Consider the following 26,328-nt stretch of genomic DNA (forward strand, 5'->3'; position numbering starts at 1 on the left):
AACACACTTATGGCAACTTTTGAAAGTCAGGAAAGACGCATGCCGAAAATCGAGGCATGCCTCGCTGCTAATGGGCTCGAGTCCCTCGACGCCTGCCGTGAGATGCTCCTCGCAAAGGGCATCGATTGCGAAGCTATCGTCAAAGGCGTTCAGAACATCTGCTTTGACAACGCTGTTTGGGCTTACACCCTGGGTACCGCTATCGCTGTAAAGCGCGGCCTGAAAAACGCTGCAGACTGCGCTGCCGCAATTGGCGAAGGCCTCGAAGCTTTCACCATCCCCGGTTCTGTTGCAGAGCAGCGCTCTGTGGGCTTGGGCCACGGTAACCTTGGTGCTATGCTGCTGCGCGAAGAGACCAATTGCTTCGCCTTCCTCGCAGGCCACGAGAGCTTTGCGGCTGCAGAGGGGGCAATCGGTATTGCACGCACTGCAAACAAAGCCCGCAAAACCCCGCTGCGCGTTATCCTCAACGGCCTTGGCAAAGATGCTGCTTATATCATTAGCCGCATCAACGGTTTTACCTATGTAGAAACCGATTTTGACTTTAAGACCGGCGAGCTGAAAGTCGTCAACGAGAAAGCATTCTCGACCGGCGAGCGTGCTGCAGTACGTTGCTACGGCGCAAACGACGTTCTCGAAGGCGTCGCCATCATGAAAAAAGAACACGTTGAAGTTTCCATCACCGGTAACTCCACCAACCCGACCCGCTTCCAGCACCTGGTTGCAGGCACCTACAAAAAATGGGCAGTGGAAAACGGCGCAAAATACTTCTCCGTTGCATCCGGCGGCGGCACCGGCCGCACCCTGCATCCGGACAACGTTGCAGCTGGCCCTGCCAGCTACGGCCTGACCGACAGCATGGGCCGTATGCACGGCGATGCACAGTTTGCAGGCTCTTCCAGCGTCCCGGCACACGTCGAGATGATGGGCCTCATCGGTGCTGGCAACAACCCGATGGTCGGCATGACTGTCGCCTGCGCTGTTGCAGCTTCTGAAGCAAAATAAAATAGCAAACTTTACGGCGGGGCAGCTTGCCCGGCCATCAAAAAAGCGAGAGTGGAATCACTCTCGCTTTTTTATTTGCAAAGGCGTGCCAATGCTTTTTGCACGCAACAGATTGTAAAAAACAATAGCTAAAAATAAAAGTTTTGGCTGTATCGGCAGGCATTGTGCGATTTTTGCATACTGCCCATACGGCGCTTGTAGGCTGAAAGAGACTGTTAAAGAGCAGCAAAGCTTTTTATCTGGAATTTACAGAACCCCAGTACAAATGTTAAGATGAAATTAGATCCTGTTTCGCCACATCGTTTAAGGAGGTAACCGTGTCAGAATACATTCTATTGATTGCTGTTATTATTTTGGTGTGCCTAATGCTGCGAAAAGCATTTGGCAAACTTGGTATGCCGATGCTGCTTGCCTTTATTTTGCTGGGCATGGTGTTTGGTTCAGACGGACTTTTTAAAATTTATTTTGACAACTATGCAATTGCAGAACAGGTTTGCTCTTTTGCACTTATTTTTATTATGTTCTATGGGGGCTTTGGCACAAGCTGGCACGCGGCAAAACCTGTGGCCGTCAAAGCGGTGCTGCTCTCCAGCATGGGCGTCGTTTTGACCGCATTGTTTACCGGAGCATTTTGCCATTTTGTATTAAAAATCAACTTTTGGGAGAGCATGCTGATTGGTTCGGTCATCAGCTCTACCGATGCGGCTTCGGTGTTTTCGATTTTACGCTCTAAACGTATCAACTTAAAAAATCACACCGCGCCGCTGCTGGAAGTAGAGAGTGGTAGCAACGATCCCTGCTCTTATATGCTCACCGTTGTGGTGCTTTCTGCCATGACCGGAAAGGCAAGCGGCGGGCAGTTCGCTTACCTGATTTTTGCCCAGATTGTTTTTGGCATTTTGGTCGGTGTCGGCACAGCACTTGCGGCCTGGTATGTGCTGTGCAAAATGAAAAAGCCGAAAGATGGCGTAGATACGATTTTCGTGTTCGGCATAGCACTGGTGTCGTACGCCGTGGCTTCGCTGATTGGTGGTAACGGATACTTAAGCACATATATTGCGGGCATCATTTTAGGCAATCGGCCGCTGGGCAATAAAAAAGCGCTGGTTCACTTTTTTGATGGTGTCACCGGGCTGATGCAGATGCTGATTTTCTTTTTGCTAGGTCTGCTGTCGTTTCCCTCCAAACTGCCGCAAATTGCAGGTACGGCACTTGCCATTGCGCTATTTTTGACATTTGTGGCAAGGCCACTTTCGGTGTTTGCTATTTTAACCCCGTTTCGGTGTCCACTTTCCCAGCAGCTGCTGGTCAGCTGGGCAGGGCTGAGAGGAGCGGCGTCTATCGTGTTTGCCATTATGGCAACCGTTCATCCCGCGTACATGAAGCATGACGTGTTTCACATCGTTTTTTTCATTGTGCTATTCTCGATTAGCCTGCAAGGCTCGCTCATTCCATGGATTTCTAAAAAACTGAAAATGATAGATGATGACAGCAATATTATGAAAACGTTCAGCGATTACTCGGAAGAGGTGCCGGTGGAATTTGTACAGATTTCCATTACACCCTGTCACGGGTGGGCCGGGCGTGCAATCAAAGACATCGCACTGATGCCGGAACTTTTGCTGGTGCTGATTTTGCGCGGCAAAGAGCGCATTGTCCCGAAAGGGGATACCGTGCTTTTGCCCGGCGACACGCTGATTCTGAGCGCGCTTTCGGTGCGCAGTGAAATTACATGCAGCCTCACCGAAGTTACCATCAGCAAAGACAGCCAATGGCTTGGCAAAGCACTGGCAGAGCTTGAGCTGGAGGACGAAAAGCTGGTGATGCTCATCAAACGGAAAAATAAAGTGCTGATTCCTCACGGGAAAACCAAAATTCGAGAAGACGACGTTTTGGTGCTGAGCCAGATTTAGCACAGTGCCAATCAATATAACAAAAGAGCTGCGATGAAAATCGCAGCTCTTTTGTTATATTACTCGTGCAGCTCCAGCGGCAGGCCGTCCGGGTCGAAGAAAAAGGTAAATGCGCCGCCGCTGTAAGGGTCAATGCGTATTGGCTCGGCCTCGATGCCGAGCGCTGTTAACTCCTCTACTGCCGCGGCTACGTTATCTACCCGGAAGGCGAGGTGACGCAGGCCCAAGGCCTCTGGCCCGGTAACACGGGCAGGTGCGTTAGGCGCGCTGAAAATCTCCAGCTCAAGGTCGCCAACCGCAAGGTCCAGCTTGTAATCATCCTTTTCAGGGCGGTGATTTTCCCGAATTACCGCAAAGCCAAGCAGGTCTACATAAAAATGTCGGCTCTTTTCATAATCCTTGACCAAAATCGCGACGTGATGTACCGATTGCAGCTTCATCGTTTTCTCCTTTTTTGCGCAGATTTTTCCCAGAAAGTAAGATATGCTTTGTATTCCTTGCTTTTATTTTACCATAATGCTACAATACCTTTGCAATATTTTGCCGATAAAAGGAAATAAAGCGGGTTTTGCGGTGTAAAGCGCAACACCCTAGACTTCTCAAAGGGTGTAGACTTTTGTATAAACAAACATTAAATCAGCTTACCGTGTATGACTATATCGCGCCAATCGAAGAGTTGCTTTCTCCCGAAAACCGGTGGGTGAAGCTGGCACAGCAGGTGGATTGGCTTTCGATAGAAGAGGAATACGCCTCTCACTTTTCTCACGGCGGCAAGCAGGCTTTTGGAGTGCGTGTCGCTTTCGGCAGCCTTGTAGTAAAAAAAGCACTCCATCTCTCAGATCAGCAAACCACGTTGCTGATTGGCGAAAGCCCTTATCTGCAATACTTTTTGGGAATGAACGAGTTTCGCCCCAAGGCGCCGTTTTCAGCCCGTACCATGGCCAGTTTTCGCCGCCGCATCCCCGACAACATAATTGCCGAGGCAGTGCGTGAACTAAACCGGTGCGAAACAGCTGCGAAGTAAATGAAATCCCTCTGCCAAGGCGGAGGGATTTTTATTTTTATCGGTTATGTAACATACTCTTTTCTATCGTCAATTGCCTGTTTCCATGCCGCACAAGGTAAATTGGCTGCCCTCAATTTTCAACAACCCGTCCGCTTTCATACGGGTGAGTTCCCGCGCAAGCGCCGTGCGGTTGCAGCCAAGGTGTTCTGCCAGGGCGGTGCGGGTAAGGGGAATCGCTACCGGGCCTTTGTCTGCGCCAAGGCTTTGCAGGTAAAGCAGCACGCGCTGGCGCAGGCGCGGAGTCATAAGCAGATCCAGCCGGTGGCTGAGCACGAAATATTTGTCGCTGATGGTGCTGATGAGATTTTGCAGCAGACGGGGCAAAGCAGCAGGCACGGTGCCGCTGACAGCCAGCAGATGCGCGTGCGGGAACAGCATCAGCTCGCAGGCGGTTTCGGCAACGATAGTGATAGGCGAGACGGTGTGGCTGCCCGAAAGCACATCTCCGAAAACGCTGCCTTCTTTCAGCGCGGCAATCGGCAAACGCTCACCGTCGGCAGTGGTGCGCTCGGCAGAAAGGCGGCCACGCAGCACAATGCCAATCTCGTTTGACTCAAAGCCCGCAAGCAGTACAACCTCGCCAGGACAGTAGTTTTTGATTGCGGGGTGCAGCCATTGCAGCAGCTCTTCGGCAGACGCAGGCGTAATCCCCTCAAACAGCGAAGTCGATAGAATAATGTCCAGCCGATTGGTCATGTACACCACTCCTTTTATTTAAGACTGAAGTTAGGGTGAATAATATAAGCAGCTCTCTATCGCTTAACAAAAACAAGGATAAAATTGTTTCAAAATTTCCCTTTTATGGCATCAAAAAGAAAAAAGTGTTGCCGTGGCAACATCATCTTTAGGGCAATTATATTAAAATAAAAAAGCAATGTCAACGCAATGATAAAGTGGTATTGTCGCCTTGCCGCCAAAACGCGCGGCAAAAGGACGTTGACCCTGACGCAATGCCCGGAAAGGATTTTTCGGTTATGAAAAAAATAGTTTCTTTATTGCTGGCACTCTCGCTGAGCGCCAGCCTGCTTGCTGGCTGCAGTGCAGCAGCTTCCTCCAGCAGTGAGGCTGCATCTTCGCAGGGCACTTCTTCCGCTGCATCCTCCGCGGTGTCGGTGCCGGCTGCCGAGCGTACTGCTTTTCGCATCGCAGGTCTGAAAGGACCGACCACGATGGGCATGGTAGAGCTGATGAAGGCTGCAGAAGACGGCACTGCACGTCACGATTATGAGGTCGCGATGTACGGCACCGCAGACGAAATCGTCCCGAAGCTTGTTTCTGGTGAGCTGGATGTTGCAGCAGTACCTGCAAACCTTGCCAGTGTGCTGTATGCAAAAACGCAGGGTGGCGTGCAGGTTGCAGCCGTGAATACGCTGGGTGTACTTTACGTGGTAGAAAACGGCGATGCGGTACAAAGTATTACCGACTTAAAAGGCAAAACCGTGTATACCACAGGCAAAGGTACTACCCCGGAGTATGTGCTGAATTATCTGCTGCGAGAAAACGGCCTGGACCCTGAAAAAGATTTGACCATTGAATACAAAAGCGAAGCAACCGAAGTAGCGGCCGCCTTGCAGACAGCAGGCGCAGGTGCAGTGGCTATGCTGCCGCAGCCGTATGTCACTGTGGTTTCGCAAAAAATTCCGGAGCTGCGTGTCGCGCTGGATATGACGCAGGAGTGGAACAAAGTCAGCCCCGATTCCGGCCTCGTTACCGGCGTACTGGTAGCCCGCCGTGATTTTATCACTGAGCACAAAGCTGCTTTTGCTGAGTTTCTGGCAGACTACAAGAACAGCACCACCTATGTCAACGAAAATGTAGATGCTGCCGCTGAGCTGGTAGCACAATATGGCATTATTGAAAAAGCACCGCTGGCAGCAAAAGCCATCCCGCAGTGCAATATTACCTACCTTGACGGCAAAGAAATGAAAACAGCGGTTGCAGGGTATCTGCAGGTGCTGTTTGACCAGAACCCGAAATCGATCGGTGGGGCACTGCCCGGCGATGACTTCTACTATGGTGCATAACAAAAAGGTTGATTCTACGATAGCGGCCAAAGGGGCGCGGCGCAAGATGGTGTTGGCGATTGGCTTTTGGCTCATCGTCTGGCAAAGTGCGGCTTTTTTGCTGGGCCAAGAGCTTCTGTTGGTTTCTCCGCTCGCGGTTCTGCGCAGTCTTGGCACGCTGGTTGTAACATCTGCCTTTTGGCAAAGCGTAGGGCAAAGCTTCGTGCGCATTGGCGGCGGCTTTTTGCTGGGTGCGGCGGCAGGGTGTGCCTGTGCCGCCCTTGCTGCCCGGTTTGCCACAGTGCGCATTTTGTTTGCACCGCTCTTTGGTATGGTGCGGGCAATCCCCGTTGCAAGTTTTGTTATTTTAGCCCTTTTGTGGGCTGGTAGTAATAACCTTTCGGTGGTTATTTCGTTTTTGATGGTTGCACCCGTTTTATACACTTCACTGCTTGCGGGGCTGGATGCACGCGACCCCGGCCTTGCAGAGATGGCAGAGGTATTCCACATTGCCCCGGCCAAGCGGCTGCGTTACTTAACGCTGCCCGCTGTGCTGCCCTGGATAGCAAGTGGCTGCCGCACTGCGATTGGCCTGGCATGGAAAAGCGGTGTCGCGGCTGAGGTGATTGGTCTGCCGCGACAGACCATTGGCGAAAGACTGTACCAAACCAAGCTGTACCTTGAAACCGGTGAGCTGTTTGCCTGGACACTGGTGATTATTCTACTTAGTGCCGCGTGTGAAAAGCTGGTTACCACCGCGTTAAACGCAGCAGAACGGAGGCTTTGCCGATGATTTCTTTGCGACATATCACAAAGATCTATGGTGAAAAAAACGTGTTTGTTGACCTTAACCTCGAAATTGCAGAGGGAGAGGTAACGGTACTGATGGCTCCGTCCGGCTACGGCAAAACCACATTATTGCGGTTGGTGCTGGGGCTGGAACAGCCGGACACTGGAGAAATAAAGGGATGCCCGAGTACCTGCGCCGTGGTGTTTCAGGAAGACCGCCTTTGCGGGGCCGTCTCTGCCGTCGCAAACCTTGCACTGGTGTGCAACGAAAAAAGAGAAATGCTCGAGCAACGATTGCTGGAGGCGGGCCTTGATGCGCAGGCACTTGCGCGCCCGGTAGCCTCGCTATCTGGCGGGGAAGCACGGCGGGTCGCTATTTTGCGTGCCTTGGTAGCCAAAGCTGAGCTGCTGGTGTTTGACGAGCCGCTAAAAGGGCTGGACGAAGAGGCACGCAGCCGGATGCTGGAGCTGATTGCCCGGTACCGACAAGGCCGCACATTGCTTTGGGTTACACATGATGCGCGGGATGCTGATTTTTGGGAATCTGCCCCGCTGCGGCTTGCCCAGATTGCGAGCAAATAAAATAAAAAAGCATGCGCGTTAAAAAAGGTGAACGGAAGAAACTTCTTTCGTTCACCTTTTTATTGTGTTTAGGGCGTTATCCACAAAAAATACTTTTCGTTAAAAAATATTGTTTACGCATGGTCGATTTAATGATAAACTGAAAACAAAATGATGAAACGCAGATGTGAAAGGGGGATTTTTATGGTATTTAATAATCTCCTTTTAGGTGCGGTATGCTTTTTTGCAATGCTTACGCTGGATTATATGATCAAAAACAGCGATATTCTAGAAAAGCGGATGAAAAAGTACTTTAGGCTTACCATTCTGTTTATTATGCTGGTGGTATGTGCAGAAGCCGGCACTACTGTGGCAGAAACGCTGCCGGCAAATTACCGGTTGTTTCACATCCTGTGTAATGTGGTAGGTTTTTCCCTTTCACCTGTTGTTCCGTTATTGTTGGCATGTGCTTTTTGCAACCGGTATACTTCTTTTTGGAGCTGGTCGGCATTGCCGGCATTCATCAATATTGCGTTCACTGTTATATCTCCGCTTACGGGGAGTATCTTTACGGTTTCGGCACAAAACGGCTATGCAAGAGGCAATTGGTATTTCGTTTACGTCTTTTCGTATCTTGCAGAGGCTCTTTTTTTGTTTTATGAATCGTATATTTCGCTGCGCCGCTATCAAAATAAAAATCGCAACACCCTCTTGGCATTGATTGCGTTTTTGGCGGTAGGCACCAGCTTGCAGCTTGTATTTCCTCAGGTGCACACCACCTGGCTTTGTGTCACGCTTGCATTGCCGATTTACTATAGCTATTTTTGTGAGCTAAGCGAAAAACATGACGTGCTGACAGAGCTGTTTAACCGCCGCGCTTATGAGTGTGAGTTGCAGGAGCTGGAAAAAAAGCCAGAGGCTTGCATTATTTTGCTGGATGTCGATGATTTTAAAAAAATCAATGACACCAAAGGTCATCAGTACGGAGACCTGTGCCTGCACGCATTGGGTGAAGAGATTAAAGAAGCTTTTCAAGCAGTAGGCCGATGCTACCGCATCGGAGGAGACGAGTTCTGCGTCATCAGTGAGTATCGCTTGAGTGAGTGGGAACTGAACAATGTGATAAAAGACTTTGACCAAAAGCTGGGCGCTTCTGTACGGCACAACCTGCCTTTGCCCACGGTAAGCGTAGGATATAGTTTTTATAAAAAAGAGCATGGGGCTGTATCGGCAGCAATACAGGCTGCAGACCGCAAGCTTTATGAAAATAAACGTGCCAAACGGCAGCTCAAAGAACAGAAAGTAAATAGCTGAGCAAAGAAGAACCGGGCAATTTGATCAAAGAAAACACCGAAGCGGATGCTCCGGTGTTTTTTTGCGTTATTTGCTCATTGCCTCAAGCAACGAAACCATTTCGTCCAGCTTTTTCTGCTTTTCGGATTCATCCTCACAGCAAAAAGCATCTTGCACACAGCCTTGCAGATGGGCCCGTAAAATCTCGGTGTTGGTTTTGCGCAGAATGGCATTTGCTGCAAGAATCTGACGAGAGATGTCTACGCAGTACTGGTCCTCTTCAATCATGCGCAATACGCCGTCCAGCTGGCCGCGTGCCGTACGAATCATGCGTGTAATACGTGCTTTGTCGGCCTTCACTCTGCAGCCTCCACACCAGTTACTTCGTAGCCGGCATCGGTAACCGTGCGCACAAGGGTATCGTCAGCGGCATCGCCGGTAACGGTGGCTGTTTTTGCTGCAAGGTCTACGGTAGCAGAAATGCCGGGCAGCTTATTCAGCGCATCCTCAACACGCGCGGAGCAATGGCCGCAGGACATACCTTCAATATGGATGATTTTTTTCATAGTAATTTCCTTCTTTCTTTCATTTGCAAGAGGGGCAGAAGCGGTTGTTGATAACGCGGAAACTGCCGGGTGGCTGGCTTTGAAAAAACGCAGACGAAGCGCATTGCTGACAACACAGACCGATGATAGGCTCATGGCAGCAGCGCCGAACATGGGCGAAAGCTTCCAACCAAGCCACGGATAAAACAGCCCGGCGGCAAGAGGAATACCGATGGCGTTGTAGAAGAATGCCCAGAACAGGTTTTGACGAATATTGCGCAGCACCGAGTGAGAAAGCCGAATTGCAGTTACGGCGTCGAAAAGGTCGCTCTTCATTAATACCACATCTGCACTCTCAATGGCAATATCTGTGCCCGCGCCAATCGCGATGCCGACATCGGCGCGAGCAAGTGCAGGCGCATCGTTGATGCCATCGCCTACCATTGCAACTTTGTGCCCTTCTGCCTGCAAACGGGCAACTTCGCGCTCTTTATCCTGCGGCAGCACTTCGGCCACCACGCGGGTAAGGCCCAGCGTATTGCCAATGGCCTCTGCGGTACGGCGGTTGTCACCCGTCAGCATTACCACTGAAATGCCTTGTGCCGTCAGTGCCTCTACGGCGGCGCGGCTGGTGGGCTTTACAGTATCAGCAAGGGCGACGCAACCAAGGTAGCTGCCGCCGCGTGCAAAATAAAGTGGCGTTTTGCCCAGCGAAGCAAGGCTGTCTGCCTCGTCAGCGGGGACGGAGAGCCCCGCTTCCTCCATCATACGGCGGTTGCCGCAGAGAATTTGAGCGCCTTCTACGGTAGCCAATACGCCGCGGCCTTCCTGCGCGGAAAAATCAGTCGCAGCTGCCAGGGGCAATGCACGTTTTTTCGCTTCTTCTACCAATGCAGTGCCAAGCGGGTGCTCGGAGAGCTGTTCTACCGAGGCAGCAAGTCGCAGCAGCTCTTCGTCCGAAATGCCGGCAGCTGGCAGCAGATCGGTTACCGAAGGTTTGCCTTCGGTAACCGTGCCGGTTTTGTCGAGCACGATGGTATCAATGCCGCAAAGCAGCTCCAAACTTTCAGCAGTACGAAAAAGAATACCGTTCTCTGCGCCGCGCCCGGTGCCCACCATAATGGCGGTAGGGGTAGCAAGGCCCAAAGCACAAGGGCAGCTGATAACCAGCACGGCAATGCCGCAAGATAGGGCGAAGTCGAAGCCGTATCCTAAAAACAGCCATATGAGCGTGGTAACCACTGCAATAGTGATTACCACCGGCACGAAAATGCCACTTACTTTGTCGGCGAGTTTTGCGATGGGAGCTTTGCCGGAATTTGCTTCTTCTACCAAACGCACTATCTGTGCGAGGGTGGTGTCTTCGCCCACTTTAGCTGCTTGCAATTTTACCGAGCCCGCTTTTAAAATGCTTGCGCTCATAACGGTATCGCCGGGATCTTTTTCTACCGGTAGGCTTTCACCGGTCAGAGCAGATTCATCTAATACGGCGTGGCCTTCGATGAGAACACCGTCTACGGGTACCCGCCCACCGGGCCGGACAATGACCGTGTCGCCAACAATAACTTCAGCGACCGGCACTTCAAGTTCTTCGCCCTCACGCAGCACGACGGCAGTTTTTGGCGCAAGGTCGAGCAAGCGGCGAATTGCATCACCGGTTTTACCTTTGGAACGGGCTTCCAGATATTTGCCTACCGTAATTAAAGTGAGAATTGTGCCTGCGGATTCAAAATACAAATCCATATGGTAGCGGTGGACCAGCTCAAAATCGCCATGGCCAAGACCCCACGACATGCGGTACAGCGCAAAAACGCCGTAAATGACAGCAGCGGCACTGCCCAGCGCGATGAGGGAATCCATATTGGGACTGCGATGATAAAGAGCCTTGAAGCCCGTTTGATAATATTTGCGGTTGAGATAAAGAATGGGCAGCGTAAGCAGCAGCTGGGTCAGTGCAAAGCTGACGGCATTTTCTCGCCCCGCCAGCAGCCCAGGCAGCGGCAACCCCATCATTTCGCCCATGGAGAGATACATCAGCGGCAGCAAAAACGCGACCGACCAGATAATGCGTTTGCGCACAATGGCGGCTTCATCCATCGGGGATTTTTCTTCGGGCGCGGGCATTGCGCCAACCGGCGCAGCACCGTAGCCGCTATGCTCTACAGCGGTGATGATGGCATCCGCGTTCAGCTTTGCTTCGTCATATTCTACCGCCATCGAATTTTGCAGCAGGTTTACGCTGACGGTTTTTATGCCCGGCAGCGCGGATACGCTTTTTTCTACATGAGAACTGCAAGCAGAGCAGGTCATGCCGGTAACATTGAATTTTTGTTTCATAAAGGCTCGCTTTCTGATCAAGTAAATAGATACCCCACGGGGGTGTACTGTCAGTATAGCAGTTTTCTTTAGTTTGTCAAGTAGCGTTACCAGTTATACAAGCAAAAGTAATATAAGAAACTCTGTTAGATGATATTAAGATTTACAATGCAACTGTAAATTGCTATAATTAAAAGAAAATCGCAGGGAGGTCGCAGGATGGAAGAGCTTGAAGCATTGCGCAGCCGTCTCGCACAGCAGCGCCCGGCAGCCTATGCAGCATTGCCGGATATTGAACTCTACAAGGATCAGGTGCTAACCTATATGCAGCGCCAGCAGCCGGGCGGCGAAAGCGAATTGACCGGCGCTATGATTAATAACTATATCAAAAGCGGCATTTTGCCCCGTCCGCAGGGAAAGCGCTATACCAAACAGCATCTGGCGTATCTTACGGCAATAGCACAGCTCAAACAGGTGCTTAGTGTGGCACAGCTGGACAGCCTGCTGAAAAGCCAACAGGATTTGGAAGACAGTGAAGCATTTTACGCACGCTATTGCGAGGCGCTTGATGCAGCTCTGAACACCACGGTAAAAGAGCTACCCCAAAAGCAAACTGAAATTGCCGAGCAAGCGCTGCGGCTTTGCCTGCAAAGCTATGCAGACCGACTTGCAGCACTGGAATTACTGGAGCTTTTAGCGAAAGAAGAAACGGCAGAAAAATAGTTGGTTTGAATTTAAAAGCGCAGAGTTTCAGCTCTGCGCTTCCTTTTTCGCTTCAACTAATACTGCCTAAATGATTCGCTAGCCAACGGATAGGTTGGGCGCGATGTTACGTTACGCTTTGGCGTTGCTGCGGGCGCACATCTCAAAGATAAAAAGAAAAGCCTTGCTGCTGTTTTTTACAGCAGCAAGGCTTTTTTGTAGCTTTAGAAGCAACTAAGCCGACGCAACCTAGTGCTTCGGCTTTTATTACAACCCTTAAATTTCCGGTAAGCGGCAAAATGCGCAAAGCTGGACAAAGAGGGACGAGTAACGATTTGCCATGAAATCAGCTAGGAAATTATTCAGTGGAGGTTCGGTTTCCTCTTCACAATCTGCAAGCGGCAAGGCAACGGCAACACAGGTGCCCTCGCCATACTCACTTTCTACCGTTACGCTGCCACCCATTAAAGTTGCGAGCAGGTGAACAAAGGTTAGCCCAAGCCCCAAACCGGGTGGTACATCATCGGCATACACCCCGGCAGAAAAATAAGATTCGAAGATATGAGGCAATACTTCGGGCCGAATACCAGCGCCGGTGTCTTTTACCCGCAGCAAAACCCTGCCAGAAAGCTGAATCAGCGAAAGAGTGACGGTGTTTCCATCGCGGGTATAGCGCAGTGAATTCGAAATCAGGTTTTCAATCATTACTGCCAGCAATTCCGGCTCGCAGGCTACGATGATAGGATGTTTCGGCACTTGGAAAATCAGCTGAGGCACGTCCGGATTTGCCAGACTGTTGAAGGCCTGACATAGGTCGGCGAGAAGTGCACCGAAATCTACCGGTACCTCCTGAAAGCCACCCCGGCCCAGCTGTGCAAAATGGGAAAGTAACGAAATGCTTCGCAGGTTTTGGTAGCAGGCACGGTTTACCCGGCGAAGCTGGGTATCGCCGTCGCCCGCCTGCAGGTGTTGAGAAAGCAGCGGCAGCGAAGCGAGAATCTCGGAAAGCGGTTCACGCGCTATCTCGCACAGGCGCTCGGGATAATCTTGCTGACAAGAAGACGAGAAGGTCACCAGATAGCCGCCCCCCAGCGGCGTGGCCGAAAGAAGACGATAAGTAAGCGGGACATCATCTAAAAGCAGGTTGGTACTTTGACGCCGCACCATAGCGCTTTTCATCACATTATTGCTGTTGATGCGTCGAGCAAGTTCTCCATTGACGCAAAGTTGGGGGAGTTCCATCTGTGCAGATTCATTGGCATAGACAAGAGATAGAGTCATGTCCAAAAAACAAGCTGGAGAAGTTAAATCGTCCAAAATTTTTTGTTCTTCTAATGTCATAATAGCCACCACCTTTCGAAGACTAATGTCTGCAAAAAAAGTGCGTGAAAAGATAGGGGAGAGAAAACTAAGAGATAGGGAAAGGATATATTGTTGGAAGTTGCTTATATTATACCTGCCGGATTTTGTCGATGTAAAGTCGAAAAGAGTCGGAGAAATAGAAAAAAATAAAATTTTGTTGAAAATAAAGACAAGAGCACATAAATTTAGCTAATTTGTTAATTAATTGTCAACGCTCTTGTAGTTTTTGAATTTTTGGTATAAAATATAGCAAGACTCTTTTATATTATCTTCATAGATCAAGGGAGGACAATTATTATGGCAGTTAAAGTTGCAATCAATGGTTTTGGTCGTATTGGCCGTCTCGCTTTTCGCCAGATGTTTGGCGCAGAGGGGTACGAGGTCGTGGCCATCAACGATCTGACCGATCCGAAAATGCTGGCACACCTGCTGAAATACGACACTGCGCAGGGCCGCTATGAGAAAGGCGACACCGTGAAAGCGCTGGACGGCGCCATCGAAGTAGATGGCAAAGTGATTAAGATCTATGCGAAACCCAACCCGGCAGAGCTGCCTTGGGGCGAGCTGGGTGTAGATGTCGTGCTGGAGTGCACTGGTTTCTTTACCGCAAAAGATAAAGCACAGGCACATATTGACGCAGGCGCAAAGAAAGTTGTTATCTCTGCACCGGCTGGCAATGATTTGCCCACCATCGTTTATAATGTAAACGAGAAAACCCTGAAACCCAGCGATACCGTTATCTCTGCTGCATCCTGCACTACCAACTGCCTCGCTCCGATGGCAAAAGCATTGAACGATTATGCTCCCATCCAGAGCGGCATTATGTCCACCATCCATGCTTACACCGGCGATCAGATGATCCTCGACGGCCCGCACCGCAAAGGTGACCTGCGCCGTGCACGTGCAGGCGCTGCGAACATCGTGCCCAACAGCACTGGTGCTGCTAAGGCAATCGGCCTGGTTATTCCGGAGCTGAACGGCAAGCTCATCGGCTCTGCACAGCGTGTTCCCGTCCCCACCGGCTCTACCACCATTCTGGTTGCAGTCGTAAAAGGCGAGAACATCACCAAAGACGGCATCAATGCTGCAATGAAAGCTGCAAGCACCGAATCCTTTGGCTATACCGAGGATGAGATTGTTTCTTCTGACGTTATCGGCATCCGTTACGGCAGCTTGTTTGATGCAACCCAGACCATGGTCAATGACCTTGGCAACGGTCTGTATCAGGTTCAGGTTGTTTCTTGGTACGACAACGAGAACTCTTACACCAGCCAGATGGTTCGCACCATCAAATATTTCGCAGAGCTGGTTTAATTTAACCGCTTAAACGAAAAAGAAGCGCCCCCGTCTATCAAAAGACGGGGGCGCTTTTGTTTGAAAAAGTAACAGAAAAATACAAAATTTGACAAAATTATCTAGTTGGACTAACATAGAACACATGTGAAAATGGAAAGTGAAGTCTTTGGAGGCATTATTCAAATGGAAAAGCGGCACAAGGAACCTTTCATACACTTCCCTAAAATAGGGGGGCGCATGGTAAAAACGATTATCTCTGCGACACTGGTTGCAGTTATTTATCAGTTGATTGGCCGAAACGCTTGTTTTGCGTGCATTGGCGCAGTGTATGGAATGGGCAATGTGTTTAGAGGTGGCCTGCAAAGCGGCGGTAACCGTTTTATTGGAACACTCATCGGAGGTATCTTTGCGATTCCGTTTTACTGGTTGATCCATTTTGCGCCTTGGCCCGTGCCCGATTGGGTCTATTTGTGTGTCGGCCTGTTTTTGGTGCTATATGTCAGCGCTATGTTCGGCGCCCACGGTGCAATACAGCCCGGAACTGTGGTGTTCTTTGTAGTAATTTATACTGTTGCCCAATCCCGATTTGTGGCGTACACTCTGGCCCGTATTCTGGATACCGGTGTCGGCGTACTGGTCTCTTTATTGATTAGTAAGCTGTTTCCATCCCCAAAAGAACAAGATCTATTAGATGATAAAGCAGAGGAAGCTGTGGCTGAAGCGGAAGCCATTGCTTCCTAATAGCAGAATTAAAGAAAAATATATTTAAAAACATATTTATACAAGATTTATTCAAAAAAAATGATATTGTCTTTCTTCCCGTTAAGTTCGCTTAAACTTTTGCCGATATTAAAGTAAAGTGTAAGCGAATTTTGTCGAAGAAAGACCATTTTTTTTAACCGAAAGAGTCGGCTGAGTGGCTCACTAAAAGCTAGAAGTGGCCTCCGCACGGTGTCCGGCGGCGAGTTCAGCTTTGGTTAACGGGATGGCTCCAGACATTAATTGTACGCTTTTCAAACGAAAACGCACACATAACCTGTCTTCCGATGTGGAAAGAGGATGGCAGGTGGTCAGCGTCACACTGCTTTCTTCTCCGCAGTAAATCATATCCCAGTTATCTTCGGTCACCACTTTGGCCTCTGCAAATTCATAGGTGAAGCAGTATCCGTCATACTCCAAAAAAAGCTCACTGCCGGTTTTTAGCTTATCAAGGCGATAAAACTCTGCACCATATATACCGCGATGCCCGGCAATGCAAACATTGGGGTTGCCATAACTAGGCAGCGGGCTTTGCTCATATAATCCCGGGCCTTCTTTCAACGCTTCCTGTGAGGTTCCATCCATTACGCTGCCCTCGTAGGCGAGTTCCGGAACGCGCAAGCGCATGCTGCCAGAGCGATAATCGAATCGGTCAATAGGAATAGTCAGCTCATCCGTGGGGTACCAGAGCTCAAAATACGTATCTTGATTAGATACGGCAGAATCCTCTAAAGGGGTACCATTTTGCACTGTTGCGGCTGCTGTATTGTAACGCAACGCCTGCTTCCACTTCGGTATCCAGTTTGCATAAATATAATAAAAAGTAAGCGCAATACCCAAAATGCAAAAGATGGCCGTGAGCAGTTGACGGCGAGTTTTTTGCGGCCAAGAGAATTTGAAATGTGGCATAACATCCGAATTCCTTTCCTAAAATTCTTCTTTTATTGTACTGATGCAGTTTGTTGTATTTTAAGATATTTGTGCATGTTGATATATTTTGCTGTGTTATTTTGGCAAAAAAGTGTTGCAATCTATCGTTGAACTGCGTACACTGTTTTTAGTGGAAAAATATTCCATGTTTTAACAAATGTTTTATATTACTGTAAATAGTCACGGCACAACTGCGCTTTTTAAAAATTGTCTCAGGAGGTCGCAATGAGATATACCGGCACCCCATATAAAGAACAAGTGAATATTTGTATGCTGGGCGGATTTTCCGTTGAGATTAGTGGACGGGTTATCGTTTCCACTGATGCTGGCGGACAGGTTTGGAATCTCATGGAGTACCTTGTCTGCAATCGATATAAAGCGCTGACACAAGAGCAGCTTATCGAAATTTTGTGGAATGACGAAACGGAAGATCCGGCCGGTGCGCTCAAAAATCTGGTCTATCGTCTGCGCAAAAGCTTTTTAGATGCAGGGGTTCCTTTTGCCAAACAGCTGGTGCTTTCTTCTGGTGGTGTCTACCGCTGGAACAACGACATCCCCTGTGTGGTGGATGTTGAAGAATATGAAAAAGCTTGCATTGCTGCACAAAGAGAAACCGATCTCGCGTTGCGGATGCAATATGCACGCAAGGCGGTTGACTTGTATACAGGTGACTTTTTGCCTGGGGCTTATCATCGCTCCTGGGTAACGCCCATCAACAGCTATTACCATACGCTTTACTTTAAGCAGGTGTATGCGCTGCTGGCAGAATATGAGAGCGCAGAAAACTGGAACGAACTGCTTACGGTTGCCACCCGTGCCGCAGAGATAGACCGGTTTGAAGAAGAGGCGCATCGCTGTATTCTGCTTGCGCTTTGCCGGCTTGGACGTCAATCACAGGCAGCGTCCCACTATAATAAAATCAGCGATTTGTTTTATCGCGAGCTAAGCAGCGACCTTTCGCCCAAACTGCGCGAGATGTTTCAAGAAATTGCGAAAAGCGATCGCAATGGCTATGCAGACCTTATGCTGCTGAAAGAAGATTTGCGCGAAGAAAAGGCACAAGGCGCTTACTATTGCGAATATGAGGTATTTAAAAGTATGTACCAAGCCCGGGTACGCAGTGCGGTTCGCGAAGGGACAAGCCTGATGCTTGGCCTAATGGGAATTACCAGTGCTACCGACCAGCGCTTGGACAATACCACCCGCACCTATGCGATGCATGTGCTTCAGCGTGCGGTGAAAGAAAGCCTCCGCATCGGAGACATCTATTCTCGATGTACCGCCACGCAGTATATTATTTTGCTGCCGCAGGTGAATTTTGAAAATGGAGAAAAGATACTGACCCGAATCACCAAACGATTTAAGCGAATTTACCATTCTAAAAAAGTGAAACTGATTTGTAGCTTGCAGCCGATGGATCGACTGGGCAACAACTAAATTAAAGAGCATCTGCTTTTGCGCAGATGCTCTTTTTTATTTTAACTAAGCCCCAAAAGAGAAAAAATACAAACATTTTATAATATTGAGGGTACATAGAAAGAGAGGTGCCAAAAGCTGTCAGAATAGTGCTTCTATAAGACAAGTTTGTTACAAACGGATGCCATAATAAAGCAACGATAAAAGTAGCTTTACTGCGGTGTTTAGGCGCGGGGTGGCCTTGGCGTACCGCAATGCGGCGGCTTTTGCGCAGGTATTCGGTAATTATGCCGAAACCGTGGGGCGTTTTACACCAAGGGTGCATCCGTTTGCAGCCTACAAAACAGGAGCAAGATGATGAGCAAGAAAAGGATTTTAAGCATGGTGCTGGCGGCACTGATGAGCTTTTCTCTGCTGCCAGCCAATGCTCTTGCGGCAACTACGCCGCAGAGCACCACCAAAACACTGCCGGTAACATTGTACGATTACGGCAGTACGAACAAATGGAACGCATTTAAAACCACAGACACAACCCAGCTAAACGAAGGATTAAATGAAAACAATGACATGGTGTTTGGCGGCTCTGGCCTCTATGCGCTAAATAATTGCTATAACAAAGCAACTGGCAATTATCTTGATCAATGCATTTATCGAGGCATTGCAAACAGAACTGTGGCGGTTAACAGCAATGTCATTTTGTCTTCTACTCTTACAGATAAGGACTTGTTTAGCACTACAGCACGGCCCTATAAAAAAGTATTCACCAATGTCAGTTTCCCGTTTTCGTTTAACAACCAAACAGGCGAATATTTTTTTGACAGCGCAAAAACAAATTTGCGGTATACAAAAAGCACCAACAAGCTAGAGGTACAAAGCGGAAGCAGTACAGGATTTTGGCCTTTTGGCACAAATAACACCTATTTTGGGCTTTCGATGAATCTCGATTTTAACATGCCGGTGAATGGCTTAGTAAACGGTGCCCCGATGGTCTACCAGTTTTCGGGTGATGATGACCTCTGGGTTTATATCGACGAAAAGCTGACGCTGGACGTAGGCGGCATTCATTATGCAACCCATGGCGCAATTGATTTTGCCCAGCAGAAAGTATGGTACGGACAAGACACCAAGTTTCCACAAGGAACTAATGCTGCTCCCAAAATTGTCCATGCCAGTACTCCCTTTGAGCTTAACGGAGTGAAATACACTTATTACACTACGTTTGCAGAGGTCGGCCTGACAAACATGGATGCGTACACTGCACACAAAATGCGCATTTATTACCTCGAGCGCGGTGCAGGGCAGTCTAATAATATGATGCGGTTCAATTTGCCCACCTTCACGGGTAACCCCAACCTGACAAAGGTGCTTGGCCGTATGAACGAGATGTTTGTAGATGCTGCTCAAAAATACCAGTTTATGGTAAAGAGCGGAGCCAATGAAAACAGTCTGCAGCCTTATACCGGCACATATGCCCTGACACACGATGGCCGGACTACCGAGGGGGTGACGATAAAAGATGGACTCTTGGAAATTCAGGCCGGAGATATCGTTGCCTTCGATATTAAGTCGGGGCACTATGTGCAGATGAGCGAACTTTACGAAGGTAAATATGATAAGACCGAGTATGCAGTTACGCTGGTAGGTGGCGGGGCTCCCCCCGCGGATGGCACTGCGAATGCCGGCTCCGGCAAGCAGGCACCCGCAAGAAAAGTAGATGCAGAGCGGCTGCTCTATACCTTCACCAACGGGCCGACGACTGGAAGCTTAAAGCTAAGCAAAGTACTTGCCGAGGGCAGCACAGCTACCCAGCAAGAGTTTGCGTTCAAAGTTTTGCTCACAAGCGCTTTGTATGGAATGAGCAACCAGCCCTACGTTGGCGTGGTTAAAGTGAATGGGACAGATAGCGCCGTTGGAGCGGATGGCACTTTGCAGCTGAAAGCAGGCGATCAGGCTGTCATCGAAGGATTGCCCGCCGGCACGGCGTATCGAATTGAAGAGGAGATAGCCGAGGGTTATCAGCTTGGCGATATCACAGTAAGTGGAGATGCCACGAAAGACCTGCCGAATGCTGTGGTGACAGGCACCATTAAAGCAGATGTGCAGGAGCAAGCCGACTTTATCAATGTTCCAACCATTTCTGTAAAAGTAGTAAAAGAGTGGAAAGACGCCAATGATGAAGCCGCTCTTGCTACACGTGGCGAAAGTATAAACTGCACAATGGGCCGTTACTGGTTAGAAGGCACCACCAAAGTGGCAGACACCACTTTTGAAAAGGAAATTATGCTGACAAAAGCGGATGAATGGCAGCAGGTTGTGCAGAACTTGCCCGAGCGCGCACCGGATGGCAAAGAATATCATTATACGATCAAACAAGAAAATCCGGTGAATGGTTATGAAATGGCCAGCGTTCAGGAATCAATTGTAGACGGCGTGAAAGTGATAACCCTGACCAACCGACGTGCAGAAGCAGGCGAGATTACGGTTGTTAAGCATTGGCTCGATGGTGAAGATACAGCGAGCCGCCCTGAAATGCTGCCGCTGACCCTGCACCGTGGTGTGCAAAACGGCACCACGATGCAGGAGGATACCAGCTTTACGCAGCCCGCACAGCCAACCCCCACAAAGGCTGCGGACCAGTGGACCTACACCTATAAAAACCTTGATCTGTACAGCGCAGACGGAACCCTTTATCACTACTGGGTAAGTGAAGGCGCAGTGGCTGGATATGAGGCGATTCGCCCCACTGGCACGCCGGAATCTGACCTGAATCTCTACAATCGCAAACTTGCAGATATTACAGTGCAAAAGATTTGGCAAGATGACAATAACCAAGCTGGCCTTCGCCCGGCAGAGCTAAAATTGCAATTGCTGCGCGGTATCGATGCGGCAACTATGCTGCCAGTTAAAGACGGTACCGTCACCGTGAGCGGAGCTACAGGCTGGAGCCATACCTTTGCCCAGCTGCCAGCGTTTGATGCTAACGGCACTCGGTATCTCTATGCAGTAGCAGAGCCAGATAAAACCGAATTTTACACGATGTTGCCTCAGGAGGGGCTCTCCACTACCATCACCAACGTGATTAATGCGAAACATAGCGTCACCGTGCGCTATGTAGAACAGGGCACAGACCACAAACTGGTGGGCGATATCGCAGCGGGCACATTTTATGAAACACAAAAATACGATGTGACCCAAGCGACTGAAAAAACCATTGCGGGCTATACCCGGGTTGGGCTGGCGCAAGGCACTGCACCGGTGGCTGGCACCATGGGTGACCATGACCTGCTGATAATTGTGGAATATGCTAAGATTGGCACCATTCCCATCGAAACACGCTACCGTGAAGTTACACTGGATGCGAACGGTAATTTTGACCGTACCGCAGCAAAACCAATAGATGGTATTGTGGATATCACAAACTACTATCTGCCGGGCGAAGCCTTTGATGCCAGCAGGGACCCGGCGCTGACTGAGGGATACCGTTACCTGACCAGTGAGAATGCGGCAGGCAATACTGCCACCGAATTTAAAGGCAACGCAGAAAAAGAGCTCACCTTTACCCACTATTTCGTAAAAGAAGCGAATACCCCGGTGAATAAGGTGCTGCACACCTACTACCATCTGCACCGTCCGTTGCAAGGTGCTACGCAGCTTAATGCTGAGGGACAGCAGGCATCCGGTTTGTCAGCAGGCAGTGCAATCAATCTGCAGGAGCTGCTGCTGGCACAATACGGATCTTTTGCCTATCTGCCGCAAACAGCAGAAGTAATTCGCACCAAGCTGCCGCAGACTCAAACGCAGCTGGATGCATTGGTTGCGAAGGATATTGCAGCACGGGTTACAACAGCGGCGGCCCAAGAAAAAGCGGCCTACGATGAAAAGTTGGCCGTAGCAAATGCAGCAGCCGAAGATGTAAAAGCTGCCCAAAAAGCTTATGACGATGCGAAAAAAGCCGCAGAGGATGCCCTTGCGGTGGAACAGCAAAAAGCAGTTGCCGCCAGCGAAGAAGTAAAACAGGCGACTGCCGCACAGCAAGCGGCGCAAGCGCTGATAGTAGGATTGAAGCCGGCAGAAAAAGATGCTAAAGTGCTTGAGGCACAGCAGGTTCTAACGCTGGCAGAAGAAGCATTGGCCGCATTGCCAGATGATGATGCAGGCAAGCCGTCAGCCCAGCAGGCTGTGACAGATGCCAAGGCGGCGCTCGCTGCCGCAGAGGCATTGCCGGCGGATGAAAGTTATGTTTCACAAGCAGAAAAAGCAGATTGTATTGCAAAGGCTGATGCAGCTTATGCGGCAGCAGTCAAAGCTGCTGAAAGCACAGCCGTAGTACCTGCCGACAAAGAGCAGGCCGTAAAAGAAGCCAAAGAAAAATTGGACGCAGCGACGATTGCGGAAGTAGAAGCAAGCCGCTTATTGGCAGAAGCGAAAACCGCATACCAACAGCGTGTTACCGCAGAGCAAGCGCTGTATGCAGAGGGAACCGAAGCATATGCGGCAGTTGTTGCAAAGTACAAAGAAACCGCAGCCCCTGCATCCGAAACGATTTACACTGGGCCGACGACCGCAAGCTTTGAAGTTTTGCCGGACCATAGCTACCTTGTAAAACTTGTTTATCAGCGTGAAACCGCAGAAACAGTTACCCCTACTCCCACCCCGACACCGACCCCAAGCACCCCACCCACGACTGACACTGTCACAACTGCCACAGCGGCAACCTTACCGAAAACTTCTGCCAGCAGGGCAGAAGCAGCAGGCAGCATCGGTATGCTGATGTTGCTTGCCGGTACTGCACTGCGTTTGCTGAAACGCAAAGACAGCTAAGTAAAAAGCAATCAGTGAAAACGCACCGCTCTGTTTGGGGCGGTGCGTTTTTTGCTGCGCAGTTTGACAGCGGTGCCAAAACTGGCTACAATAAAGCAGAAAATAGTGCCGCAGTGCAGCAATGCAAAAGCGGAAAGGGAGAGCAGTATGAACGAGCGCTTGGTTGAAATTTTTACAGCACATGGGCCTACGGCAGAGCAAATCGTTCCCAATGCGAGGTTGAGAGACGACCTTGACCTCGATTCGTTTGAGATGATGAATATTGCAATTGAGTTGGAAGAAGCCTTTGGCAAAGTGCTGAGCGATGCCAACCTGGTACAACTGAAAACCGTAGGGGAGATTGCCTGCTATTTGGACCTTACATAATCGAAAATCTTTTATTTTTAACGCTCATCCGCAAAAGCGGTGGGCGTTTTTTATTTGCTCCGCGAGCCGTTCAAAATTAATTTACAAAAACATCGCTGGGCAGAGGTTGACGAAGACGCGAGAAAGCGATATGATGGAACTAATCCAAGTCGGTCACGCGACCGACTGAAGAAGGGAGCATATCCAAATGCAAAGTGCAGCGAAACTAACAGAACTGCTGCGCGGGCAGTTTGGCAATACCGTAAGCGCCAAAGAGCAAAACGGCATCCTTTATCTTTCCGGCCATCTGCCGGATTGGGATTCTGTGGTAGCGGCAGGTCGACTTTGTGCAGACCCCAAGAGTCGCCGCATGGTGGTAAACGATATTGCAGCCACCGGCTGCGAACGCCCTAAAATGCAGCTGCCCACCATGGAAGACAAAGCGCTTGAGGGTGCTGCACCAGATGTGCTGGTTATCGGTGCGGGTGTTGTGGGCTGTGCCATTGCGCGAGAATTAGCGCGTTATGACGTAACGGTGCTGCTGGTAGAAAAAGAGCATGATGTCGGGATGCAGGCCTCCAGCCGCAACGACGGTATGGTTCACCCCGGCATCGATTTAAAGCCGTGGCAGGTAAAACAAAAATATAACCTCGCAGGTAACCGTATGTACCCGGAGATTTGCCGTGAGCTGGAGGTTCCCTTTGCCCGCACCGGCCAGATTATCGGCATTACGCAGGCTTGGGCGCGGGCAGTGTTGCCGCTGTCAGTGCATTACTGGCGGCGCATGGGCATTCCCTGCAACTACCTTAGCCGGGATGCTTTGCTGAAAAAAGAGCCGCACCTTGCGCCTGATGTAGCCTGTGGGCTGGAGTTTCCTACGGCGGGCATCGTTTGCCCCTATGGGCTTACCATTGCCTATGCAGAAAATGCCGTGCAAAACGGCGTAAAACTTTCTCTGGATACTGCGGTGCTCGGTATGAAGGTGCAAGACGGGAAGATTTACGCCGTGCGAACCAACCGCGGTACCATCCGCCCCAAAGTGGTGGTTAACGCTGCCGGAGTCTTCAGTGAAGAAATTGCCCAGATGGCAAACGACCGGTTCTTCTCGATTCATCCCCGCAAAGGCACCAACGCCATTCTGGATAAAAAGGCGGCGTTTCGGGTGCAGACGATTGCTTCATTACTAGGCACGGCGGCCACAAAAAGTGCTCACTCAAAAGGCGGCGGGTTGGTGCGCACCGTAGATGGCAACCTGCTGGTGGGGCCGGATGCAGTCGAAACCGCGGCAAAAGAGGACTACGCCACCAATGCAGAAAGCGTCCACGCGACTTTTGCAAAGCAAAAAAACGCGTTGCCAGAGCTTTCTGAAGCGGATATTATTACTTATTTCACCGGTGTGCGCGCCGCTACGTATGAAGAGGATTTCGTCATCTGCCCCGGCCGGGCGACCAAAAATCTTGTGCATGCTGCGGGTATTCAATCCCCCGGCCTTACCGCGGCCCCTGCAATAGGGGTGGCAGTTGCAAAAATGGCGGCAGAACTTGTCGGCACCACCAAGAAAAACAGTAAGTTTCAGCCGCACCGCACCGCTGTGCCGCACCTCTCCTCATTGCCGCAAGCAGAGCGCAATGCGCTGATTCACCAAAACCCGGATTTTGGTGTCATTGTTTGCCGGTGTGAAGAAATCAGCCGTGGAGAGATTATTGCAGCGTTGCATCGCCCGGTGCCCTGCGATACCGTAGATGGCGTAAAGCGCCGCGTACGCCCAGGCATGGGCCGGTGTCAGGGTGGCTTCTGCGGCCCACTGGTCACCCAAATCATCGCGGAAGAACTGCACAAACCACTGGAGCAAGTCTGCAAAAGCGGCGAGGGCAGTGAGCTTTTGCTTGCACCCACCAAGGCCGAAACAGGGCAAAGCAACTTCTGAGAGGAAGGGTTGAGATGAAAGAAAATTACGATGTCGCAGTGCTTGGCGGCGGCCCGGCGGGGCTTGCAGCAGCGCTTGCGGCAGATGCCGCAGGGGCATCGGTGCTGCTGATTGAGCGGGAAGGTCGGTTGGGCGGCATTCTCAAACAGTGCATTCATGATGGGTTTGGTCTGGTGCGGTTTGGCAAAAAGCTTGCAGGACCGGAGTATGCGCAGCATTTTATTGATGCGCTGGCACAAAGCAAGGTAGAAACCGCGCTGCTTACTTTCGCCACACACGCAGAGCAAACGCCCGATGGCGTAAAGCTCACCCTCGTTTCCCGCGCGGGGATGCACACCATCACGGTTAAGAAATTGGTGCTTGCCACCGGCTGCCGAGAGCGTACCGCACGCCAGGTGGCCATACATGGTACACGGCCAGCCGGTATTTTTACCGCAGGTGCCGCGCAGTATTATACCAATATTCTGGGCGAGCTGCCTACCAAGCGATGTGTTATTTTGGGCAGCGGCGATATTGGCCTGATTATGGCGCGCCGACTTACGCTGGAGGGTGCCGAGGTACTGGGCGTTTATGAGGCAAAGCCTACCCCCAGTGGCCTTGCACGCAACATTTCGCAATGCTTAAAAGATTTCGACATTCCGATTTCCACCAGCCATACCGTAACGCGGGTGTTCGGTAAAGAACGGCTGGAAGCAGTTGAGATTGCAGAGGTAGACGCTGCCATGCAGCCCAAACCTGGTACTGCAAAACGAATCGACTGTGATGCGCTGATTCTTTCAGTAGGACTAATACCTGAAAACGAACTTGCAGAAACATTAGGGGTAGCGCTGGATAAACGCACCAAAGGCCCCGTCTGCGACCAAAATGGCCAGACGATGACCGAGGGGATTTATGCCTGCGGCAATGCTTTGCACGTTAACGACCTGGTGGATTACGTTACCGAAAGCGGTGAAATTGCGGGGCGTGCGGCAGCTGCCGCCTCTGCGCAGCGTAGCCTCTGCCCACTTGCAACCCAAGGCGAATTTCTTTACGCGGTGCCGCAGCAGATTGACCTTGCAACACTAAAAACGCAGACAGTGCTGTTCTTCCGCGTCAGCCGGGAGATGCAAAATGCAATGGTGACCCTTTCTGTGAATGGAAAAACAATTCTGGAAAAGCGGTATCGCCACCTGCGCCCGCCCGAAATGGAGCGTCTTGCAGTCGACTTGAGCAGTGCGGGGCTGGCCCAAAACAGCGCGCTTTTGCTTACGGTAAAAGAAGCTGACAAAACAGAATGAAT

Annotated in this window: 22 protein-coding genes; 16 read left to right on the top strand and 6 right to left on the bottom strand. The window is 50.3% G+C overall.

What is annotated here, in order from left to right:
- Positions 1-9: 9 nt before the first annotated feature.
- Entirely contained in the window at positions 10-1,005 is a 996-nt protein-coding gene (locus tag C1A11_RS12975; RefSeq protein WP_102050865.1) for a GGGtGRT protein, read from the top strand.
- Positions 1,006-1,322: 317 nt separating this feature from the next.
- The gene (locus C1A11_RS12980) at positions 1,323-2,918 is read left to right on the top strand and encodes a potassium/proton antiporter (RefSeq protein WP_102050866.1); all 1,596 of its coding nucleotides are present in this window, start codon (positions 1,323-1,325) and stop codon (positions 2,916-2,918) included.
- A 59-nt stretch (positions 2,919-2,977) separates the two neighbouring features.
- Here C1A11_RS12980 and gloA2 read toward each other — a convergent pair whose 3' ends face one another.
- Positions 2,978-3,358, bottom strand: coding sequence for an SMU1112c/YaeR family gloxylase I-like metalloprotein (gloA2, locus tag C1A11_RS12985; protein WP_102050867.1), 381 nt, complete (start codon positions 3,356-3,358; stop codon positions 2,978-2,980).
- 176 nt (positions 3,359-3,534) lie between these two features.
- Here gloA2 and C1A11_RS12990 point away from each other — a divergent pair, with 176 nt between their 5' ends.
- The gene (locus tag C1A11_RS12990) at positions 3,535-3,942 is read left to right on the top strand and encodes a transposase (RefSeq protein ID WP_180950363.1); all 408 of its coding nucleotides are present in this window, start codon (positions 3,535-3,537) and stop codon (positions 3,940-3,942) included.
- Positions 3,943-4,011: 69 nt separating this feature from the next.
- Here C1A11_RS12990 and C1A11_RS12995 read toward each other — a convergent pair whose 3' ends face one another.
- Positions 4,012-4,680, bottom strand: a complete 669-nt coding sequence (locus C1A11_RS12995; protein ID WP_102050869.1) for a Crp/Fnr family transcriptional regulator — start codon at positions 4,678-4,680, stop codon at positions 4,012-4,014.
- 278 nt (positions 4,681-4,958) lie between these two features.
- Between C1A11_RS12995 and C1A11_RS13000 the strand changes: the two genes are divergently transcribed.
- From C1A11_RS13000 to C1A11_RS13015, 4 genes are all read left to right on the top strand, one after another.
- Positions 4,959-6,008, top strand: a complete 1,050-nt coding sequence (locus C1A11_RS13000) for an ABC transporter substrate-binding protein (protein WP_102050870.1) — start codon at positions 4,959-4,961, stop codon at positions 6,006-6,008.
- Complete coding sequence (locus tag C1A11_RS13005; RefSeq protein ID WP_242965945.1) at positions 5,986-6,780, top strand: ABC transporter permease; 795 nt, start codon at positions 5,986-5,988, stop codon at positions 6,778-6,780. The genes C1A11_RS13000 and C1A11_RS13005 overlap by 23 nt, the downstream gene beginning before the upstream one ends.
- Positions 6,777-7,358, top strand: a complete 582-nt coding sequence (locus C1A11_RS13010; RefSeq protein WP_102050872.1) for an ATP-binding cassette domain-containing protein — start codon at positions 6,777-6,779, stop codon at positions 7,356-7,358. Before C1A11_RS13005 ends, C1A11_RS13010 begins: the two co-directional genes overlap by 4 nt.
- A 183-nt stretch (positions 7,359-7,541) precedes the next feature.
- Positions 7,542-8,651, top strand: coding sequence for a GGDEF domain-containing protein (locus C1A11_RS13015; protein WP_180950364.1), 1,110 nt, complete (start codon positions 7,542-7,544; stop codon positions 8,649-8,651).
- A 66-nt stretch (positions 8,652-8,717) separates the two neighbouring features.
- Here C1A11_RS13015 and C1A11_RS13020 read toward each other — a convergent pair whose 3' ends face one another.
- Together C1A11_RS13020 and C1A11_RS13025 are read right to left on the bottom strand one after the other, a co-directional pair.
- Complete coding sequence (locus C1A11_RS13020) at positions 8,718-8,990, bottom strand: metal-sensing transcriptional repressor (protein ID WP_102050874.1); 273 nt, start codon at positions 8,988-8,990, stop codon at positions 8,718-8,720.
- On the bottom strand, positions 8,987-11,512 hold the full coding sequence (locus C1A11_RS13025) for a heavy metal translocating P-type ATPase (RefSeq protein ID WP_102050875.1): 2,526 nt from the start codon (positions 11,510-11,512) through the stop codon (positions 8,987-8,989). Before C1A11_RS13025 ends, C1A11_RS13020 begins: the two co-directional genes overlap by 4 nt.
- Before the next feature lie 198 nt (positions 11,513-11,710).
- Between C1A11_RS13025 and C1A11_RS13030 the strand changes: the two genes are divergently transcribed.
- Positions 11,711-12,214: a DUF1836 domain-containing protein gene (locus tag C1A11_RS13030; RefSeq protein ID WP_102050876.1), complete on the top strand. Its 504-nt coding sequence runs from the start codon at positions 11,711-11,713 to the stop codon at positions 12,212-12,214.
- Positions 12,215-12,469: 255 nt separating this feature from the next.
- On the opposite strand, the gene C1A11_RS13035 is transcribed toward C1A11_RS13030, so the two are convergent.
- The gene (locus C1A11_RS13035; protein ID WP_102050877.1) at positions 12,470-13,534 is read right to left on the bottom strand and encodes a sensor histidine kinase; all 1,065 of its coding nucleotides are present in this window, start codon (positions 13,532-13,534) and stop codon (positions 12,470-12,472) included.
- 318 nt (positions 13,535-13,852) lie between these two features.
- Between C1A11_RS13035 and gap the strand changes: the two genes are divergently transcribed.
- Together gap and C1A11_RS13045 are read left to right on the top strand one after the other, a co-directional pair.
- Complete coding sequence (gene gap / locus C1A11_RS13040; RefSeq protein ID WP_102050878.1) at positions 13,853-14,869, top strand: type I glyceraldehyde-3-phosphate dehydrogenase; 1,017 nt, start codon at positions 13,853-13,855, stop codon at positions 14,867-14,869.
- Between the two features lie 165 nt (positions 14,870-15,034).
- A complete protein-coding gene (locus C1A11_RS13045; protein WP_278335985.1) occupies positions 15,035-15,592 on the top strand; it encodes an FUSC family protein in 558 nt (185 codons plus the stop codon).
- Positions 15,593-15,775: 183 nt separating this feature from the next.
- On the opposite strand, the gene C1A11_RS13050 is transcribed toward C1A11_RS13045, so the two are convergent.
- Positions 15,776-16,519 (bottom strand): sortase, encoded by a 744-nt coding sequence (locus C1A11_RS13050; protein WP_102050880.1) that lies wholly within the window; start codon positions 16,517-16,519, stop codon positions 15,776-15,778.
- A gap of 246 nt (positions 16,520-16,765) precedes the next feature.
- Here C1A11_RS13050 and C1A11_RS13055 point away from each other — a divergent pair, with 246 nt between their 5' ends.
- From C1A11_RS13055 to C1A11_RS13080, 6 genes are all read left to right on the top strand, one after another.
- The gene (locus C1A11_RS13055) at positions 16,766-17,977 is read left to right on the top strand and encodes an AfsR/SARP family transcriptional regulator (protein ID WP_102050881.1); all 1,212 of its coding nucleotides are present in this window, start codon (positions 16,766-16,768) and stop codon (positions 17,975-17,977) included.
- Positions 17,978-18,313: 336 nt separating this feature from the next.
- Positions 18,314-22,777 (top strand): Cna B-type domain-containing protein, encoded by a 4,464-nt coding sequence (locus C1A11_RS13065; RefSeq protein ID WP_180950366.1) that lies wholly within the window; start codon positions 18,314-18,316, stop codon positions 22,775-22,777.
- Between the two features lie 14 nt (positions 22,778-22,791).
- Entirely contained in the window at positions 22,792-22,944 is a 153-nt protein-coding gene (locus C1A11_RS13890) for a hypothetical protein (protein ID WP_180950367.1), read from the top strand.
- On the top strand, positions 22,925-23,143 hold the full coding sequence (locus tag C1A11_RS13070; protein WP_102050884.1) for an acyl carrier protein: 219 nt from the start codon (positions 22,925-22,927) through the stop codon (positions 23,141-23,143). Before C1A11_RS13890 ends, C1A11_RS13070 begins: the two co-directional genes overlap by 20 nt.
- 187 nt (positions 23,144-23,330) lie before the next feature.
- Positions 23,331-25,049, top strand: coding sequence for an NAD(P)/FAD-dependent oxidoreductase (locus tag C1A11_RS13075; protein WP_102050885.1), 1,719 nt, complete (start codon positions 23,331-23,333; stop codon positions 25,047-25,049).
- A gap of 14 nt (positions 25,050-25,063) precedes the next feature.
- Positions 25,064-26,326: an NAD(P)/FAD-dependent oxidoreductase gene (locus C1A11_RS13080; RefSeq protein WP_102050886.1), complete on the top strand. Its 1,263-nt coding sequence runs from the start codon at positions 25,064-25,066 to the stop codon at positions 26,324-26,326.
- Positions 26,327-26,328 lie beyond the last annotated feature (2 nt).

Source organism: Pygmaiobacter massiliensis (assembly GCF_900199435.1).
Classification (GTDB): domain Bacteria; phylum Bacillota; class Clostridia; order Oscillospirales; family Ruminococcaceae; genus Pygmaiobacter; species Pygmaiobacter massiliensis.

Excerpts from the sequence above, each read along its gene's own strand:
- C1A11_RS12975 (WP_102050865.1), top strand. The coding sequence starts at position 10 with ATGGCAACTTTTGAAAGTCAGGAAAGACGCATGCCGAAAATCGAGGCA.
- gloA2 (WP_102050867.1), bottom strand. The coding sequence starts at position 3,358 with ATGAAGCTGCAATCGGTACATCACGTCGCGATTTTGGTCAAGGATTAT.
- C1A11_RS12995 (WP_102050869.1), bottom strand. The coding sequence starts at position 4,680 with ATGACCAATCGGCTGGACATTATTCTATCGACTTCGCTGTTTGAGGGG.
- C1A11_RS13000 (WP_102050870.1), top strand. The coding sequence starts at position 4,959 with ATGAAAAAAATAGTTTCTTTATTGCTGGCACTCTCGCTGAGCGCCAGC.
- C1A11_RS13005 (WP_242965945.1), top strand. The coding sequence starts at position 5,986 with ATGACTTCTACTATGGTGCATAACAAAAAGGTTGATTCTACGATAGCG.
- C1A11_RS13010 (WP_102050872.1), top strand. The coding sequence starts at position 6,777 with ATGATTTCTTTGCGACATATCACAAAGATCTATGGTGAAAAAAACGTG.
- C1A11_RS13015 (WP_180950364.1), top strand. The coding sequence starts at position 7,542 with ATGGTATTTAATAATCTCCTTTTAGGTGCGGTATGCTTTTTTGCAATG.
- C1A11_RS13025 (WP_102050875.1), bottom strand. The coding sequence starts at position 11,512 with ATGAAACAAAAATTCAATGTTACCGGCATGACCTGCTCTGCTTGCAGT.
- C1A11_RS13030 (WP_102050876.1), top strand. The coding sequence starts at position 11,711 with ATGGAAGAGCTTGAAGCATTGCGCAGCCGTCTCGCACAGCAGCGCCCG.
- C1A11_RS13035 (WP_102050877.1), bottom strand. The coding sequence starts at position 13,534 with ATGACATTAGAAGAACAAAAAATTTTGGACGATTTAACTTCTCCAGCT.
- gap (WP_102050878.1), top strand. The coding sequence starts at position 13,853 with ATGGCAGTTAAAGTTGCAATCAATGGTTTTGGTCGTATTGGCCGTCTC.
- C1A11_RS13045 (WP_278335985.1), top strand. The coding sequence starts at position 15,035 with ATGGAAAAGCGGCACAAGGAACCTTTCATACACTTCCCTAAAATAGGG.
- C1A11_RS13050 (WP_102050880.1), bottom strand. The coding sequence starts at position 16,519 with ATGCCACATTTCAAATTCTCTTGGCCGCAAAAAACTCGCCGTCAACTG.
- C1A11_RS13055 (WP_102050881.1), top strand. The coding sequence starts at position 16,766 with ATGAGATATACCGGCACCCCATATAAAGAACAAGTGAATATTTGTATG.
- C1A11_RS13065 (WP_180950366.1), top strand. The coding sequence starts at position 18,314 with ATGAGCAAGAAAAGGATTTTAAGCATGGTGCTGGCGGCACTGATGAGC.
- C1A11_RS13070 (WP_102050884.1), top strand. The coding sequence starts at position 22,925 with ATGAACGAGCGCTTGGTTGAAATTTTTACAGCACATGGGCCTACGGCA.
- C1A11_RS13075 (WP_102050885.1), top strand. The coding sequence starts at position 23,331 with ATGCAAAGTGCAGCGAAACTAACAGAACTGCTGCGCGGGCAGTTTGGC.
- C1A11_RS13080 (WP_102050886.1), top strand. The coding sequence starts at position 25,064 with ATGAAAGAAAATTACGATGTCGCAGTGCTTGGCGGCGGCCCGGCGGGG.